General features: G+C 56.8%; 16 protein-coding genes. 3 read left to right on the plus strand and 13 right to left on the minus strand.

From position 1 onward, the window contains the following. Window positions 1-82: 82 nt before the first annotated feature. The 3 genes from ACTG3X_RS02530 to ACTG3X_RS02540 all read left to right on the plus strand — a co-directional run bounded on the left by ACTG3X_RS02530 (window position 83) and on the right by ACTG3X_RS02540 (window position 1,923). On the plus strand, window positions 83-307 hold the full coding sequence (locus ACTG3X_RS02530; protein ID WP_439109658.1) for a YdcH family protein: 225 nt from the start codon (window positions 83-85) through the stop codon (window positions 305-307). A gap of 67 nt (window positions 308-374) precedes the next feature. Further along, window positions 375-860 (plus strand): 5-(carboxyamino)imidazole ribonucleotide mutase, encoded by a 486-nt coding sequence (purE, locus tag ACTG3X_RS02535; RefSeq protein ID WP_439109659.1) that lies wholly within the window; start codon window positions 375-377, stop codon window positions 858-860. Then, window positions 853-1,923 (plus strand): 5-(carboxyamino)imidazole ribonucleotide synthase, encoded by a 1,071-nt coding sequence (locus tag ACTG3X_RS02540; protein WP_439109660.1) that lies wholly within the window; start codon window positions 853-855, stop codon window positions 1,921-1,923. The genes purE and ACTG3X_RS02540 overlap by 8 nt, the downstream gene beginning before the upstream one ends. Window positions 1,924-1,931: 8 nt before the next feature. Here the strand turns inward: ACTG3X_RS02540 and ACTG3X_RS02545 are convergent, their stop codons facing one another. The 13 genes from ACTG3X_RS02545 to rplQ form a co-directional block, all read right to left on the minus strand. After that, window positions 1,932-4,073, minus strand: coding sequence for a DEAD/DEAH box helicase (locus tag ACTG3X_RS02545; protein ID WP_439109661.1), 2,142 nt, complete (start codon window positions 4,071-4,073; stop codon window positions 1,932-1,934). Between the two features lie 136 nt (window positions 4,074-4,209). Then, window positions 4,210-4,977 carry an amino acid ABC transporter ATP-binding protein gene (locus ACTG3X_RS02550; RefSeq protein ID WP_439109662.1) on the minus strand — a complete coding sequence of 256 codons (768 nt, stop codon included), beginning with the start codon at window positions 4,975-4,977 and terminating at the stop codon, window positions 4,210-4,212. Between the two features lie 16 nt (window positions 4,978-4,993). Continuing rightward, window positions 4,994-6,292: an amino acid ABC transporter permease gene (locus tag ACTG3X_RS02555; protein WP_439109663.1), complete on the minus strand. Its 1,299-nt coding sequence runs from the start codon at window positions 6,290-6,292 to the stop codon at window positions 4,994-4,996. Window positions 6,293-6,295: 3 nt separating this feature from the next. Beyond that, entirely contained in the window at window positions 6,296-7,516 is a 1,221-nt protein-coding gene (locus ACTG3X_RS02560) for an amino acid ABC transporter permease (RefSeq protein WP_439109664.1), read from the minus strand. 131 nt (window positions 7,517-7,647) lie between these two features. After that, entirely contained in the window at window positions 7,648-8,667 is a 1,020-nt protein-coding gene (locus tag ACTG3X_RS02565; RefSeq protein WP_439109665.1) for an amino acid ABC transporter substrate-binding protein, read from the minus strand. A gap of 216 nt (window positions 8,668-8,883) precedes the next feature. After that, window positions 8,884-9,597 (minus strand): ATP12 family chaperone protein, encoded by a 714-nt coding sequence (locus ACTG3X_RS02570; RefSeq protein WP_439109666.1) that lies wholly within the window; start codon window positions 9,595-9,597, stop codon window positions 8,884-8,886. Continuing rightward, window positions 9,594-10,259, minus strand: a complete 666-nt coding sequence (locus ACTG3X_RS02575) for an HAD-IA family hydrolase (RefSeq protein ID WP_439109667.1) — start codon at window positions 10,257-10,259, stop codon at window positions 9,594-9,596. Before ACTG3X_RS02575 ends, ACTG3X_RS02570 begins: the two co-directional genes overlap by 4 nt. Beyond that, on the minus strand, window positions 10,256-11,299 hold the full coding sequence (locus ACTG3X_RS02580) for an RluA family pseudouridine synthase (protein WP_439109668.1): 1,044 nt from the start codon (window positions 11,297-11,299) through the stop codon (window positions 10,256-10,258). The genes ACTG3X_RS02575 and ACTG3X_RS02580 overlap by 4 nt, the downstream gene beginning before the upstream one ends. Then, window positions 11,296-11,673 carry a fluoride efflux transporter CrcB gene (crcB, locus tag ACTG3X_RS02585; RefSeq protein ID WP_439109669.1) on the minus strand — a complete coding sequence of 126 codons (378 nt, stop codon included), beginning with the start codon at window positions 11,671-11,673 and terminating at the stop codon, window positions 11,296-11,298. Before crcB ends, ACTG3X_RS02580 begins: the two co-directional genes overlap by 4 nt. A gap of 31 nt (window positions 11,674-11,704) precedes the next feature. Next, window positions 11,705-13,021, minus strand: a complete 1,317-nt coding sequence (locus ACTG3X_RS02590; RefSeq protein WP_439109670.1) for a replication-associated recombination protein A — start codon at window positions 13,019-13,021, stop codon at window positions 11,705-11,707. Window positions 13,022-13,024: 3 nt separating this feature from the next. Then, a complete protein-coding gene (locus ACTG3X_RS02595; RefSeq protein WP_439109682.1) occupies window positions 13,025-14,443 on the minus strand; it encodes a trypsin-like peptidase domain-containing protein in 1,419 nt (472 codons plus the stop codon). Between the two features lie 67 nt (window positions 14,444-14,510). Further along, on the minus strand, window positions 14,511-15,122 hold the full coding sequence (locus tag ACTG3X_RS02600) for a DUF2306 domain-containing protein (protein WP_439109671.1): 612 nt from the start codon (window positions 15,120-15,122) through the stop codon (window positions 14,511-14,513). A gap of 74 nt (window positions 15,123-15,196) precedes the next feature. Next, on the minus strand, window positions 15,197-15,616 hold the full coding sequence (gene rplQ, locus ACTG3X_RS02605) for a 50S ribosomal protein L17 (protein WP_439109672.1): 420 nt from the start codon (window positions 15,614-15,616) through the stop codon (window positions 15,197-15,199). Between the last annotated feature and the right edge of the window lie 215 nt (window positions 15,617-15,831).

Here is a 15,831-nt window from a genome sequence, read left to right on the forward strand (position 1 = left end):
AGCGCAGGCAGCTCTGCAAGAGCTTTGCGAAAATCTGATATAACAGTATCTTATAGGCTGGCTGTAAATGGAATCATGTCCGATGAACGCTCCGCACGACATCTCGATGAAAAACGAAGATGTGCTCCGCTTTGAACTCGAAGTCTTCAAGCGTGAACATCGTGACCTAGATGAAGCTATCCAGGCGCTGGTTGAGAAGGGCACTGCTGACCAACTGACGATCCGGCGGCTCAAAAAGCAGAAGCTACGGCTCAAAGATAAGATCGCGCAGATAGAAGACAGGCTGCTTCCTGACATCATCGCCTGATGCCGATGCATTGCACAGCTGCAAAAAGCGCCTATAGTGCGCGCTTCTCAAGGATCGGAGCGAAGCCATGAGCGTTAAAGTCGGGATCATCATGGGCAGTCAGTCAGACTGGGCCACCATGAAAGAAGCAGCCCTTATTCTGGATGAATTGGGCATCGCATATGAGACAAAAATTGTCTCTGCCCATCGCACTCCAGACCGCCTTTGGAGTTATGGCAAGGAGGCCGCAAAGCGCGGACTTGATGTGATTATTGCGGGTGCAGGTGGTGCAGCGCATCTTCCAGGCATGATGGCTTCCAAGACACGTATTCCTGTCGTTGGTGTCCCCGTCCAGACAAAGGCGCTCTCGGGCGTTGATAGCCTTTACTCAATCGTTCAGATGCCCAAGGGCTTCCCTGTTGCAACAATGGCAATTGGGGCTGCTGGTGCGGCAAATGCCGGGCTGATGGCGGCTGGTATCCTCGCACTACAAGATACAGATTTGGCCGCAAGGCTCGATGCATGGCGCGAAGCCCTCTCAGCATCTATTCCCGAGGAACCCACAGATGACTAACCCTCTCGCCCAAGGCAGCACAATTGGCATTCTAGGCGGCGGTCAGCTGGGGCGCATGCTCTCGGTCGCCGCCGCACGGCTGGGCTTTAAGACTTGTGTTTTTGAGCCCACGGGCGACTGCCCCGCAAGCCATGTGGCAAACTATCATTTCCAAGCCAGCTATGAAGATGCCGAAGCCTTGCGCAAATTTGCCCAGAGCGTTGATGTCATAACATACGAATTTGAAAATATTCCAACCTCAGCTCTAGATGCACTCGAAGCAGTACGGCCCATTCGCCCCTCACGTGAGGCGCTACGTATCAGCCAGGACCGACTGATAGAGAAAGACTTCCTGACAGACCTCGGGCTGACAGTCGCCCCCTACGCGCCCGTAAACTCCGAAGCCGAGCTGCGCAGCGCCGTGGCCAAGGTTGGCCTTCCAGCCATCCTGAAAACCTGTCGTTTCGGCTATGATGGCAAGGGACAAGCGCGCCTGACCTCCGAGGCTGACATTGCCCCAGCTTGGGCCGCAATGGTGGGTGCGCCCTCTGTTCTGGAAGGCTTCATAGATTTCACCCGCGAAATTTCGATCATCGCCGCGCGCGGCACATCTGGCGAAGTGGCCTGCTATGACCCGGGTGAAAATGTGCACGAAGGTGGAATTCTACGCACAACCACGGTTCCTGCCGACATTCCCGCGAGCCTGCGCACGGATGCTGTCTTGCTTGCAGCCCGCGTGCTCAATGCACTCGACTATGTGGGCGTGATGGGCGTTGAACTTTTCGTTACACCCAAGGGTCTGATCGTAAACGAGATCGCGCCGCGCGTTCACAACTCAGGCCACTGGACACAGAACGGCTGTACCGTTGATCAGTTTGAACAGCACATTCGCGCCGTTGCAGGGTGGCCCTTGGGAAATGGCGGGCGGCACGCGGACGTCGTTATGGAAAACCTGATCGGGTCAGATATGGACCGCGTTCCCGACCTTGCAAAAGCCGCTGATGTGGCGCTGCACCTGTACGGTAAGGCAGAGGTAAAAGATGGCCGCAAAATGGGCCATCTTAACCGTATCATCAAAGCTTAACGCTGCTCTCAGCCCTTACGCTTGGGGGCTGAGGCTCCGCCTTTTGGCGTTGCTGCTGCGGCGGCACGCGCTTTGTTCTTCTTAGAGGTCGGCTTCCCTTTGGAAGGGGCCATGCCATTCGTCGGACCCTTTTTGCCAGCATCTTTCCAACGGGGCTTGGCACCATCTTGAGCCGCGGCATCACGGCCACCGCGCGCAGGCTTTCCGCTAGGCTTCTTGCCCTTGAAATCCATACGTTCGCTCGGGTTGGCCGCATTGCCGCGTGGGCCAGTGCGTTTCGGCTCTGTCACCACCCCCTTTGGACGCGAGTCTTCCGGGCGCTTGGGCTTGGATGGCGCGGCGCCTTTCGGCTTATCGTAGCGCGGCTTTTCGCCCCAAGGCGTATCGCTCTTTGGCTTATCAAAGCGCGGCTTATCACCTCTGGGTTTATCGTATGCTGGCTTGTCGCCTCTCGGGCCATCGCCTCTTGGCTTGTCATACCGCGGCTTGTCGCCACGTGGGCCTTTGCTGCGGTCCTTGTCAAAGCGCGGCTTGCCACCTTCACGCGGCTTAAACGCAGGCTTGGGCAAGTTGGCAAGATCAGGGGCTTTATCAAGTTTGGTGAGCTTTGCGCCCTCAACGTTCATCGCATCGCCCAAAGCGCCGAGGAAACTGGCAACGCTGGCTTCGCGAATTTCGATGTAGCTTTCGTCTGCGCCAATACGGATCGCTCCGATATCGGTCTTGCTGAGGCCACCTGCTGTGCAAACAGCCGGCAAAACGCGCCGTGGCTCTGCGCCAGCATTGTTACCACCCGCCAGCGCAAACCAAACACTCGGCCCAAAGGCCTCGCGTGGCGCACGCGGCTCAGAAGCACCCGAATTGGCGAGCTCTTCCGGGGCCGAGTTATGCTTTTGATAGAGGCGCAGATAAGCGGCAGCGAGCTGCTCTGTGGTGAAGGCGTCTGACAGCATTGCAACACGTGATGCTTCGCTCTCAGGAATAGCTTCGTGCCAGGCAGGGTCTGCCAGCATACGCTCGGCATCGCGCTCAAGAACAGCGTCAGCTGAAGGTGCTTCGCCCCAGTTTGCTTGCAATTTGGCCCAGCTCAACAGGCGCTCTGCCTTCTTACGCGACTTCGGCGGAACAATCAGGACACTTGTACCTTTACGCCCCGCGCGGCCCGTACGGCCCGAACGGTGCAGCAAAGTCTCATGGTTGTTGGGCAGCTCTGCATGGATAACAAGGTCGAGCTTGGGAAGGTCGATCCCGCGTGCAGCGACATCTGTTGCAACGCAAACCCGCGCACGACCGTCGCGCATGGCTTGAAGCGCATGGGTCCGCTCTGACTGGCTCAACTCGCCTGACAGCGCCACAACAGCAAATCCACGGTTGGATAAACGGGCTGTGAGACGGTTCACGATGGCGCGGGTGTTGCCGAAAATGATTGTGTTAGGCGCTTCATGGAAGCGCAGCACGTTGATAATCGCATTTTCCGCGTCGCGTTGCGCCACGTTGAGCGCTTCATAGCTGATATCGGCATGTTGCTTTTCTTCTGCAACAGTTTCAACCCGCACAGCATCTTTCTGGTAGCTCTTCGCGAGCTTGGCGATGGCCGTGGGCACTGTCGCGGAAAAAAGCAATGTTTGGCGCTCTTCTGGCGCCTCAGACAAGATGAACTCCAGATCTTCGCGAAAGCCCAGATCGAGCATCTCATCGGCTTCATCAAGCACAACAGCCTTAAGCTCCGAGAGATCAATACTGCCGCGCATAATGTGGTCGCGCAAGCGGCCGGGTGTTGCAACAACAACGTGTGCACCACGGTCAAGCGCACGGCGCTCATCGCGCATATCCATGCCACCAACGGTCGAGGCGATCTGTGCACCGGTTCCACCATAGAGCCAGACAAACTCGCGCTTCACCTGCAATGCCAATTCACGCGTTGGAGCAATCACCAATGCAAGCGGAGCAGCCGCTGGCCCGAAGGCTTCTGCATCTCCCAAAAGTGATCCGGCGATGGCCAAGCCAAACCCAACCGTTTTGCCAGAGCCCGTTTGGGCTGAGACAAGCATGTCTACACCCTCGAGTTCGGGCTGGGTGACGGCGAGTTGAACGGGAGTGAGCGTGTCGTATCCGCGCGTTTGAAGCGCTTGGGAGAGTGCATTTTTCAAGGGAAGGGCCTGCTTTGGGCTAAAGGTCTGGTCAAGCAATTTCCTCTAAAGCTTTTTACCGCCTTTGTATAGAGGCAAACAAAAAAAGGGGGCGGAAGCTCTCGCAACCGCCCCGTCTCTATCATGTGTCAGGGCCTTAGTGGCCTAGAATCTGGCTGAGGAACAACTGCGTGCGCTCTGACTTGGGATTGTTGAAGAACTCTTCAGGCTCGTTCTGCTCAACAATCTGGCCTTGGTCCATAAAGATCACGCGGTTCGCAACCTGACGGGCAAAGCCCATCTCGTGCGTTACGCAGAGCATGGTCATGCCCTCTTCTGCCAGTTCGATCATGGTGTCGAGAACTTCCTTGATCATCTCCGGGTCAAGCGCTGACGTAGGTTCGTCAAACAACATGATGCGCGGCTTCATGCAAAGTGAGCGCGCAATCGCAACACGCTGCTGCTGACCACCAGAAAGCTGACCAGGATATTTATTGGCCTGATCAGGGATTTTCACTTTCTCAAGGAAGTGCATCGCTGTCTCTTCGGCTTCTTTCTTGGGTGTCTTGCGCACCCAGATCGGCGCCAGCGTGCAATTCTCAAGGATCGTCAGATGCGGGAAGAGATTGAAGTGCTGAAAGCACATGCCCACCTCGGAGCGGATCTTGTCGATGTTTTTGAGATCAGAAGACAGCAAGGTGCCATCCACTTCGATCTTGCCTTGCTGGTGCTCTTCAAGCGCGTTGATGCAGCGGATCAGCGTTGATTTTCCCGAGCCTGACGGCCCACAGATAACAATCCGCTCTCCCTGATACACCGTCAGGTCGATATCGCGCAAAACGTGGAATGAGCCATACCATTTGTTCATATTCTGAATGTCGATCGCGACTTCGTCGGATACTTTCATTTTCGCGGTCTCGGTCATTGCCTAAACCCTCCCTTTATCGATGATCTGTCGCAAGACGGCGTTCAAGCCACTGCGAATATTGTGAGATGCCGTAGCAGACGACAAAGAACAGCACGGAAGCAAACATGAAGAGCTCCCAATAGACACCGTTCCAATCGGTCGAGGCAAGGATCGGCCCGCGGATCATCCCGATGATATCGAACAAGGAAATGATCGAAACCAGCGTGGTGTCTTTGAACAGGCCAACAGCAATGTTCACGATCCCCGGAATAGAGATCTTGAGCGCTTGCGGCAGAATGATCAGACGCATGGCTTGCGGATAATCAAGGCCGAGGCTGTCTGCCGCCTCATACTGCCCCTTGGGCAGAGCCGCGAGGCCCCCTCGGATCACCTCGGCAATATAGGCCGCCGAGAACATTGTGATCATGATCACAACCCGCAAAAAGAGGTCGACGCCAGAGCCGGGCGGGAAGAAATACGCCAGCATCACGTTCGCGACAAACAAGAGCGTGATGAGTGGCACACCGCGAATAAACTCGATGAACACCACACACATGCCCTTGATCAGCGGCAAGTTTGACTGACGCCCAAGCGCCAGTGCGATGCCAAGCGGTACAGAGAGCGATACACAAGTGATGCCAAGCATCATGTTGAGCATAAAGCCACCCAGATCACGGCTTGGTACGGCCTGCAGCAGAGCTGTGTCGTTTGCACCTTCCGGAATGAAGCCACCGCCGATGAGCCAGACAACAATGGCCGCAGCGACGCCGCCAAAGAAGCCCGCCGCAAAGCTGCCTTTTACGAAACGTGCATACACAAAGTAGCCCGCAACAAAGCCCAGGAGCGCGACAACAGGCGTGAAGATCGTCCCGCCCCAGATCAGCCAGTAGGACACGAAGGGAAACAGCCCCGTCACGATCAGAAGCTTGCGTGGCAAGTCAAAGAACAGGACAGGTGCAAGCGCGACGAACATCAGCACGAAAGCCAAGGTCGGGCGCCAGTATTGATCCGGTGGGTATTTGAAACCAAAGAGCAACTGGTTCCAGCGCTCGGTCAGGACCGAGAAGCAAGCGCCTGTTGCACCGTCAAGCACTTCGCGGCACGCAGCGAGGCTTTCCGTGTTCCAAAGACCGTTCACAAGCCAAGGTGTGGTTGCTGTTACGATCAGGTAGATCACGTAAAGCGACACAATGGTCAGAAGGCCGTTGGCCCAAGTTGGGAAAAGGTTGTCTTGCAACCACTTCACAGCACCTGTTGCCGTGCTTGGCGCAGGCTGTTCCGGGATGAATGTCTCGCGCACAAAGGCGACTGAGTCTGCACGTTTATCTGACATGGTTCAGCGCTCCTTCAGCTTCATGGCGTTGTTGTAGACGTTCATCAGCGCCGAAATCGACAGTGATATCACAAGGTAGAACAACATCAGCAGCAAGACACATTCAATCGCCCGCCCCGTCTGGTTCAGCGTGATGCCGCCCAGCGTTGCGGTGATGTCAGCATAGCCAACAGCAATCGCGAGCGAAGTGTTCTTGGTGATGTTGAGAAAGTTCGAAATCAGCGGCGGAATGATCACGCGCAGAGCTTGCGGCAAAATCACCAGATTCATGATCCGGCCCGAGCGCAGCCCCAGTGCCGCCGCGGCTTCCGTCTGCCCTTTTGAAACAGACTGAATACCGGCGCGCACGTTCTCTGCAATAAAGGCCCCTGTGTAGATCGACAGAGCGAACCAAAGCGCAATAAGCGGTGCACCAATCTGAATACCGCCTCTAAGGTTAAAGCGGTTGGCAAGTGGATCAGGTGTATCAAGCCCGATGGGCTGGCCCATCACAAAAAAGGCAATGACCACAGGAACGATCAGAATGAGAAGCGTTGGCCAACCCGTCGGCAAAAGCTTGCCCGTCGCATAAAGCAGGCTCTTGGCATAGCGGCGGTAGGCAAAAGCCCCCGCAATGGACAGCAAAAACACCGCGACAACAACGCCAGATCCGGCATTCCAGATCGGCGCGGGCACGTAGACGCCACGGTTGGTGAAGGCAAACATCCCAAACAGAAGCTCTGTCTTGGGGTCTTCGCCCAAATAATCTCGCGCGCCAGGCATAACGGCCGTGAGGATTGTAAAGATGATGATAATCCAGATCAAAACCGGGATATTGCGGAATATCTCCACATAAACAGCCATGAGCTTGCTCACGAGCCAGTTCTTGGAAAGCCGCAAAACGCCTGCGATCACGCCGAAAAACGTAGCCGTTGCACAGGCCAGAACCGCCACAAGCAGCGTATTCAAAATCCCAACCCACGCTGCGCGCAAGTTGGAAGCCTGACTGTCATATGCAATCAGGGTCTGGTTGATGTCATAGCCCGCAGGCGACCCAAGGAATTCGTAGCTGATATTCAAACCTGCAGCACGCAGGTTGGTCATCAGGTTGTTCGCCAGATACAAAACTGCTGCGATCAACAATATAAGAGCAATACCTTGAAAGGTGAACGAGCGGTAACGCGTATCGTTCAACAACATAGAAAGCCGAAAAGTGCCCTCTGGAGGATCGGTAAGTGTCGTCATCTAGGACGTCCCCGTTTTTGGCTGGCTCTCTGAAAGTGTCACGTCGTTGCGTTGAGAGGCCAGTTTCTTGTTTTATAAGCGAAGCTGATATGAAAAGGGCGCGGAGTGCCCGCGCCCTCTCCAGTCAAGATTTAGCGGAAGGGTGGTGAGTAAAGAAGACCACCGTTTGTCCACTGAGCGTTCAAGCCACGAGCCAGACCGATTGGTGTCGCTTCACCAATGTTCTTCTCGAAGATTTCGCCGTAGTTGCCGCTTGCCATGATGGCTTTGGCAGCCCAGTCAGCTGACAGACCGAGCATTTCGCCCAGGTTGCCTTCTGTGCCGAGCAGACGGTTGATCTCAGGGTTGCCGCCAGCTGCTGCTGACATTTCGCCGATGTTGGCTGATGTTACACCCAGCTCTTCAGCTGTGATGAGTGCGTTCAGTGTCCAACGAACAACGTCTGCCCATTCGTCATCGCCGTGGCGTACAAGCGGGCCGAGTGGCTCTTTGGAAACGATTTCTGGCAGCAGGATGTGGTCGCCTGGTGCTTCGAATGTCGCACGTGAAGCTGCGAGGCCTGATGCGTCTGTCGTGAAAACGTCACAAGCGCCAGCTGTGTACTGCTGGATGGCTTCGGCGTTTGTTTCGATTGGCACTGGCTGGTAGCTGATGTTGTTTGCACGGAAGAAGTCGGCAAGGTTCAGCTCGGTTGTTGTACCGGTCTGGATACAGACAGTCGCGCCATCAAGTTCCTTGGCTGAGCTTACGCCCAATGCTTTAGGAGCCATGAAGCCTTGGCCGTCATAGTAGTTCACGCCTGTGAAAGTGAACTTCAGGTCCACGTCGCGTGAGAATGTCCATGTGGTGTTACGTGCCAGCATGTCGATTTCGCCTGAGGCAAGCGCTGTGAAGCGTGTTTTGCCTGTTGTCGGAACGAATTCTACAGCTGTCGCATCGCCGAGTGTTGCCGCAGCAACGGCGCGACATACAGCAACGTCAAAGCCATTCCATTCGCCGTTGGCGTCTGGTGCCGCGAAGCCTACGAGACCTGTGGTGACACCACAGTTCAGCTTGCCACGTGCTTTGACATCGTCAAGCGTACCGGCAGCAGCAACGCCAGCCGCAAGGCCAGCTACTGTCAGTGCGCCAAGAAATACGGTTTTTTTCATAATTACCTCTTCCTGATTGTCCGCCTTTGAGCAGACGGTTTATCTCGGTTCTCCCAAACCGAGGTGGGTTTTTCAGAGAGTCGCCTCTCTAATGGCAATGAGTTTGGTCGCATTTTCGCTCAAAGGTCAAGCCTGCCAAATGTAAAAAGACCCTTAACAGGTGATTGAAATTTATACGATTTACCTTGCGTTACCACCTCTGTGCTGAGCTCTCGTTCAGCTGAGAACACTGGCTTGGTAAAAGGCATATGCGTGCTCGAACTGTGCTTTTTTCAGAGCGGCCATTTCAGCCGCTTCGTCATCAACGCCCCAGAGCTCTTGCTGCCAGTTTTCATCAATTCTTGATATATTCCATAGGTTTTCGGGCGTGTCGCAGTTTTGCGCAGCCATCAGCCCAAGCACAAACGAACCCGACAGGCTCACCAGATCATGAAAGGCGGTAAGAGCAAAAGCGCTCATCCCCATGCTCAGGGCCTGTGCCTTTTGCAAACTCGCCTCCGACTGGCTGACAGGCATAACACCCGTTGCAACCTCAAGGTGAAGGCCATGTGTGTCGCGCACCCAAGCCAAAGGCGCATCCCACGCCTCTGCTTGTCGCTTTTGGAGTTCCACAGGCGAATCGGCGCGATAGCAGAGAAGATCGGTTTCCGCATAAGCCGCGATCAAGCCTGCAACTTCTTCATGCTGCACAGCGACCTTATCAAGCGCCGCATTGGCCGAGCGGGTGAATGGCATAGCCTCGGGCTTGATTTCGACCTCAACAGCGCGCCACTCATCTGCGACATGCGCCGCGAGCGTTTCGTTTGGCAAAACAAGCGTTGCCTTGGCGGGCGTCTTCACAATCCGCCCATCCAGAGCCACGGCAAATCCGTCTGCCTCGGGCTGCGTTGCCACATCGCTCCAAAAGCGCTTGAGTTTCCATTCGCTCATACTGGTTCTCCCAATAAGTCGTTCACCGCGCCGTGCAGCGCATCAAAATGCTCGATCAGCCGATCTGCCTTCAGGCTCTCGGCCGCATGATAGCCCCAGCTCACCCCGATTGTCGCAATCCCTGCGGCGCGCGCCATCTCCATGTCAAAGCGTGTATCCCCCACCATGACAGCTTGATCCTTGCGCAGACCCGTTTCCTGCAAAACAGCCTCAAGCATCGCCGGATGCGGCTTTGAAGGATGATGGTCCGCCACTTGCTCTGACATAAAATAGCCTTGCAGCCCGTGACCTTCCAAAAGCTTGTCCAACCCGCGGCGCGACTTGCCCGTAGCGACTGCCAAAAGGGTTTCATCTTCAGCCCGAAGCCTATCGAGGGCCGCCAAAGCGCCCTCATAGAGCGGGGAGGACTCGGCCGTCCCCTTCTCTGCCCTCAACGCCATGTAGGAGGCTTTGTAGCCCTCCACGAGCGCCACATGGTGTGCCTCAAGCTCAGGGGCCAGAACACGCATGGCCTCGGGCAGGGACAGCCCCACAATCGCACAGATCTCTGCGCGAGGTGGTGCCACACGGCCGATGCTGCCAAAGGCTGCACCCATCGCCGCGCAGATATCATCCTGACTGTCGACAAGCGTGCCGTCGACATCAAAGATCACAACTCTCATGACATCTCTTCTGTCGGATCTGACAGCGTGTCGCTTTCCTCCCATTGGAAGGTTTGCCACGTCTTGTTCATGTGATCGGGCAAGGCTGCCTTAAACTCCATGACCTGCTTTGTCTCAGGGTGCATCACCCGCAGGTAACGGGCATGCAGGTGCAACTTCTTGCTGATGTCGCCACCAAGCTGTGCGCCCCAGCCGTCGCCCAGATTTTCCTGGCTTGAGCCGCCGTATTTGCCGTCGCCAACAATCGGATGGCCAAGCTCGGCCATATGCGCGCGCAGCTGGTGCGTACGCCCTGTGATCGGCACCATAGCCACCCAGGCACAGCGCTGGCCGACATTTTCCATCACCATAAAATCGGTTTGGGCCCGCTTCGCACCCTCGGTTTTGGCAACCTCACGTGGATGCACGCAAATCATCTTTTCACCTTCCCCGCTCGCACCATGGCCACCTGCTTTTACAAGCCCCCATTTGATGATGCCCATACGCGGGTTGGGCACGCCAGCGACAGCAGCCCAATAGATCTTGCGCGTCTCGCGGTGGCGAAAGGCCTCCGTCAGCGCTTTGGCTGCCAGTCGCGTGCGCGCAAGAACCAAGATACCAGAGGTGTCTTTGTCCAGCCGGTGCACGAGGCGGGGCTTTTCGTCATAGTCAAACTTCAGCGCCTCGGAGAGCCCGTCGACATGGCGGGTCTGCTTTGAGCCGCCTTGCGTGGGCAAACCTGCGGGCTTGTTCAAGACAATCATCTGATCGTCGCGGTAGATCACGCAAGACCGGATAAGCTTTGCATCGGCTTCGCTCACCTTGCCTGTCTTTTCATACTCGGGCGCAGGGCCACTGGGCAGCGGAGGGATGCGCACTGTCTGCCCCTCTTCCACACGGGTTGAGGTTTTCACCCGCCCGCCATCAACGCGCAGATCGCCTTTGCGGCACATCTTCTCGATTTGCCCCTGCTTCAAAAGCGGGAAGCGGCGCTTGAGAAACCGGTCAAGGCGCTGGTCGGCATCGTCTGCTAAAACAGTAATATGTTGAACGCCACTCATTGGAGGGCTCCTTTCATGAGGGCCATGCCTGCGAAGAGCGCTGCAATCGAGAGCACGACCGACGCTGTGACATAGCTGGCCGCCGCACCGATCTGCCCGCGCTCATAAAGCGTGACAGCATCCAGCGAGAAGGCCGAAAACGTGGTGAAACCGCCCAGAAGCCCCGTCATGAGAAGAGGGGCAAAGCGGGTTGCATCTTTCTGGGCAAGAAGCGCCACAAGCGCGCCCATGGCAAGGCTGCCAAGAACGTTCACAAAAAGTGTCGCCCACGGAAAGCCATGGCCGATGAGGCGCACAGCCCCAACACTCGCCAAATAGCGCAGGCTCGCGCCCACGGCCCCGCCAAGGGCAACTTGAAGAAGAGATGCTAACATGCGCGGTCTGTCTCAGGGGCGCGCCACTTTGTCAAGTTTTGCTGCGCGAAAGCCGTTGTTTGGCAAACCAATCGACCCGTTTTTTCAGCTCGCGCTCAAAACCGCGCTCAACAGGGGCATAGAGCACCGGGCGCTTCATCCCGTCCGGAAAGTAGTTTTGCCCCGAGAACCCGTCTTCAGCATCATGGTCATAGGCATACCCATCGCCATAGCCCTCATCTTTCATAAGCGAGGTCGGCGCGTTCAAGATATGCTTGGGCGGCGGCTCCGACCCTGTGCGCTTGGCTTCCTTGCGTGCGCCCTTATAGGCCACATAGGCCGCGTTTGATTTGGGCGCGAGCGCCAGATAGATCACCGCCTGCGCAAGTGCCAGCTCGCCCTCGGGGCTGCCAAGGCGCTCATAGGTCTGCCAGCTTTGCAAGCACACGTCTTGAGCATTGGTATCTGCCAGGCCAATGTCTTCGACCGCCATCCGCGTGAGGCGGCGCGCCAGAAAGCGCGGATCTTCTCCCCCCTCCAGCATCCGCGCATACCAATAGAGCGCCGCGTCGGGGTCTGAGCCGCGCACCGATTTGTGCAGCGCAGAGATGAGGTTGTAATGCTCATCTCCGGATTTGTCGTATTTTGACGCCCGCCGCATCAGCCGCTTGGACAGCGCTTCGCGGTCAATCTTGCCTGTCACAGCCCACGCGCTGACCTGCTCAATCAGGCCCAGTAATGCGCGCCCGTCCCCATCAGCCATTTCCAAAAGCGCCTCACGCGCATGGCCATCAAGCGGCAAAGCGCGGCCCAGCTCCTTTTCGGCGCGCTGCGCAAGCAGCTCGAGATCAGCCAGCCCGAGCCGCTCAAGCACCAGGACTTGCGAGCGGCTCAAAAGAGCTGCGTTAAGCTCAAAGCTCGGGTTCTCGGTGGTTGCCCCGACAAGGAGGATGGTTCCGTCTTCCATGAAGGGCAAAAACCCATCTTGCTGCGCTTTGTTAAAGCGGTGGATTTCATCTACAAACAGCAATGTCCCCTGCCCGTTCGCGTGCCTGTGCTTGGCCGCTTCAAACACCTTCTTCAGATCTGCAACGCCTGAAAAAATCGCGCTAATCTGGACAAAATGCAGATCGGTTTCATCCGCCAGAAGCCGCGCAATCGTGGTCTTTCCCACCCCGGGTGGCCCCCAGAAAACAAGCGAGCCAAGCGTGCCAGAGGCAAGCATCACAGTGAGCGGCGCATCAGGCCCAATCACCTTGGGTTGGCCGATCACTTCGCCCAGTGACTTAGGGCGCAGCTTGTCCGCCAGAGGGCGCGGGCCGCTCTTTCCACTGGCCGCTGCGGGCTGGCTGTCAAACAGGTCTGCCATCTCTCAGAGCCTAAACCGAAGCTGCATACGCTGGCCAGCACGCTCGACACTCAGGCTCAGCCAACGGCCCGAGGCCGCAAGCTTGCGCGCCGCCTCCCCCGTGTCAGACACACGCGCGCCGTTGATCTCTGTGATAACATCGCCCACTCTCAAACCCGCACGCGCACCAAACGGCCCCGTATCGGCGACAACCACTCCATCAGACGAAAGCGGCAAGCCAAACTCGGCCAGCACAGCGGGGTTGATGTTGATCAGCTGAACCTGCGGCAGGGGAGTGTCATCGTCTGTCACAAGTGCGGCGCGTGGCGGCATATCTGGCGCACGGGCGAGCGTAACAGGGCGTGTATCTATCTCTTCTTCACTGAAAAACGTGACCTCGGTTTCATTGCCAATCCCCGCAACTGTCATGCGAAAGATCATCTCAGCGGGCGTGTTCACCGAGTGACCGCTGACCGACAGGATCACATCCCCTGGCATAAGCCCCGCCTTAAAAAAAGGGCTTTCCCGGTGTATCTCGGTGATCATGATCCCACCGGGGATGGAGAGGCCAATGCTCTCGGCGATGTCGGCATCAACCGCCTGCCCGCTGATACCGGCCCAAGGGCGTGCGAACTCTGTTTCGCCGGCCTCTGCCTGCGCCAGAAAGGCTGTTACGAGCCGCGCAGGGATGGCAAAGCCGATCCCGTTGGAGCCGCCAGAGCGGCTGACGATCCGTGTGTTTACGCCGATCAGCGCGCCGTTGATATCAATCAGCGCACCGCCAGAGTTGCCCGGGTTGATTGGCGCGTCTGTCTGGATGAAATATCCCTGTGCCGAGCCGATGGCCCCGCCAGAGCGCGCGAGGCCCGAAACGATGCCCGAGCTGACGGTTTGACCGACGCCAAAGGGGTTGCCAATCGCCAGAACCAGCTCGCCCACTTCCACCGTATCACTGTCGCGCAAGGCAAGGTGGGGCATGTCCTCAGCCCCCTCAAGGCGCAGTAAAGCAAGGTCGCTCTGCTCGTCAGCCAAGACAACCTGCGCCGCATATTCACGGCGGTCGTTGAGCACAACGCGGATGTCTGTGGCCTCGCCCACAACGTGATAGTTGGACACAACATAGCCATCTGCCGACAGGATCACGCCCGAGCCGAGCGAGTTTTGCACACGTGGGCGCAGCTTGCCAAAATCCCGAAACATGTCTTCAAAAAGCGGGTCGCCCTGAAAGGGGCTGGAGCGCGTTTGCACCACGCGTTTGACGTAGATGTTGACCACGGCGGGAGCCGCCGCCTTCACCAAAGGCGCGAAGCCAAGGGAGATTTCGGCCTGTGTCACCGGGACACGGGTTTCGGCCCTAAGCGGCTGTGAAAGCAGTGTGGCAGCCAGTATGGCTGACAGTGTGGCAAAGCGTATGGACACTAGAGCTAGACAGGTTTGGCGCATTGGCAGCATCGGCAGGCTCCTTCTTGCCCAATGATATGCGGAGCCGCGGGGCAGATTGCAAGCGCACTCATTTTTTCACCACTTTGAGCCAGGTTTCCGCGACCACGATATTGAGGCCAACGCCAATGGCCGAGGCAAGCGTGAAACTGTCCTCAAACGAAATGGCCGCGAAGTGCTCGGCAAGCTCGATAAATATTCTCGCGGTGGACACCGAAAGGCCCAACGCATAGGCACGGATCATCATCGCGCGGTGGCGAACAAACTGTTTGTGCCGTGCAGCCTGATACGCACCAAACAAAAAGCCAATCATCGCCAAAACTATAATCGTTGTCGCGACCTGTGTCAGCAAACCGCCCACGGCAGGAAATACAACGACCATCGCGATCACAGCGATACCCGACACAAGCCCACTCGCAATAAAGAGCTTGCCCAATAGCTTGTGAAGCCCGCGCGCACGGCGACGCAGCCCCTCCCAGAATTGCAACGGTCCTAGCAGGAAGAAGACAAGCCCCACCAAAATATGCGCAAACGAGAGGCCAGGATGATCTGCATAGCGTTGATCAATCCACGGCGCGTCTTGCTGGCCCATCTGCTGCAAAACAAGCGCCAGCCGCTCAAAGCTTCCGAGAATGACGGGGGCCGACAGAATAAAGAGCGCCAAAGGCACAAAGCGTTTCAAACTGGCTTCCCTCCAAAATCAAAAAGCCCCGCCAGTTGGCAGGGCTTTTCTAGAGTTTCAAGCTCGACAAAGGCTTACTCGTCGGCAGCTTCTTCGGCGGCCACGCGGGCTTTGTCGCCTGCGCCTTTCGCATCGACGTCGCGCTCAACAAATTCGATGATCGCCATTGGCGCCATGTCACCATAGCGGAAGCCCGCTTTCATGATGCGCACATAGCCGCCTTGACGGTCTTTGTAGCGTGGGCCGAGGATTTCGAAGAGTTTCGCAACGTAAGCGTCTTGCTTAAGCTGGCTTGCGGCTTGGCGGCGGGCGTGCAGATCGCCGCGTTTGCCGAGCGTGATCAGTTTTTCAACGATCGGACGCAGTTCTTTTGCTTTTGGCAAAGTTGTTTTGATTTGCTCATGTTCGATGAGCGAGCCTGCCATGTTTGCAAAGAGCGCCTTGCGGTGCTCATGTGTGCGATTAAGGCGGCGGTATCCACGTGCGTGACGCATAGTTCTTCTCCTAAGTGTGCTCTCTACGAGCGATTTTGCTTTGTCTGGTGACCGATGCGTGTCAGCCACTCTCCTTGGGGCGAAAGCCCGGGTCGTGGGTAAGGTGCGCAAGCTATGCGCACCTCACAAAGTCTTAAAAGGCGTCTTCGAATTTCTTCGCCAGATCTTCGATATTGTCCGGTGGCCAGTCTTCTACATCCATGCCGAGGTGCAAG

Origin of the sequence: Lentibacter sp., from assembly GCF_965658795.1 — a bacterium.
GTDB lineage: Bacteria > Pseudomonadota > Alphaproteobacteria > Rhodobacterales > Rhodobacteraceae > Lentibacter.

What these genes read in the sequence shown, in the direction of transcription:
- ACTG3X_RS02530 (WP_439109658.1), top strand. Translation starts at nt 83, where the DNA reads ATGAACGCTCCGCACGACATCTCGATGAAAAACGAAGATGTGCTCCGC.
- purE (WP_439109659.1), top strand. Translation starts at nt 375, where the DNA reads ATGAGCGTTAAAGTCGGGATCATCATGGGCAGTCAGTCAGACTGGGCC.
- ACTG3X_RS02540 (WP_439109660.1), top strand. Translation starts at nt 853, where the DNA reads ATGACTAACCCTCTCGCCCAAGGCAGCACAATTGGCATTCTAGGCGGC.
- ACTG3X_RS02550 (WP_439109662.1), bottom strand. Translation starts at nt 4,977, where the DNA reads ATGACCGAGACCGCGAAAATGAAAGTATCCGACGAAGTCGCGATCGAC.
- ACTG3X_RS02555 (WP_439109663.1), bottom strand. Translation starts at nt 6,292, where the DNA reads ATGTCAGATAAACGTGCAGACTCAGTCGCCTTTGTGCGCGAGACATTC.
- ACTG3X_RS02560 (WP_439109664.1), bottom strand. Translation starts at nt 7,516, where the DNA reads ATGACGACACTTACCGATCCTCCAGAGGGCACTTTTCGGCTTTCTATG.
- ACTG3X_RS02565 (WP_439109665.1), bottom strand. Translation starts at nt 8,667, where the DNA reads ATGAAAAAAACCGTATTTCTTGGCGCACTGACAGTAGCTGGCCTTGCG.
- ACTG3X_RS02570 (WP_439109666.1), bottom strand. Translation starts at nt 9,597, where the DNA reads ATGAGCGAATGGAAACTCAAGCGCTTTTGGAGCGATGTGGCAACGCAG.
- ACTG3X_RS02575 (WP_439109667.1), bottom strand. Translation starts at nt 10,259, where the DNA reads ATGAGAGTTGTGATCTTTGATGTCGACGGCACGCTTGTCGACAGTCAG.
- ACTG3X_RS02580 (WP_439109668.1), bottom strand. Translation starts at nt 11,299, where the DNA reads ATGAGTGGCGTTCAACATATTACTGTTTTAGCAGACGATGCCGACCAG.
- crcB (WP_439109669.1), bottom strand. Translation starts at nt 11,673, where the DNA reads ATGTTAGCATCTCTTCTTCAAGTTGCCCTTGGCGGGGCCGTGGGCGCG.
- ACTG3X_RS02590 (WP_439109670.1), bottom strand. Translation starts at nt 13,021, where the DNA reads ATGGCAGACCTGTTTGACAGCCAGCCCGCAGCGGCCAGTGGAAAGAGC.
- ACTG3X_RS02595 (WP_439109682.1), bottom strand. Translation starts at nt 14,443, where the DNA reads ATGCGCCAAACCTGTCTAGCTCTAGTGTCCATACGCTTTGCCACACTG.
- rplQ (WP_439109672.1), bottom strand. Translation starts at nt 15,616, where the DNA reads ATGCGTCACGCACGTGGATACCGCCGCCTTAATCGCACACATGAGCAC.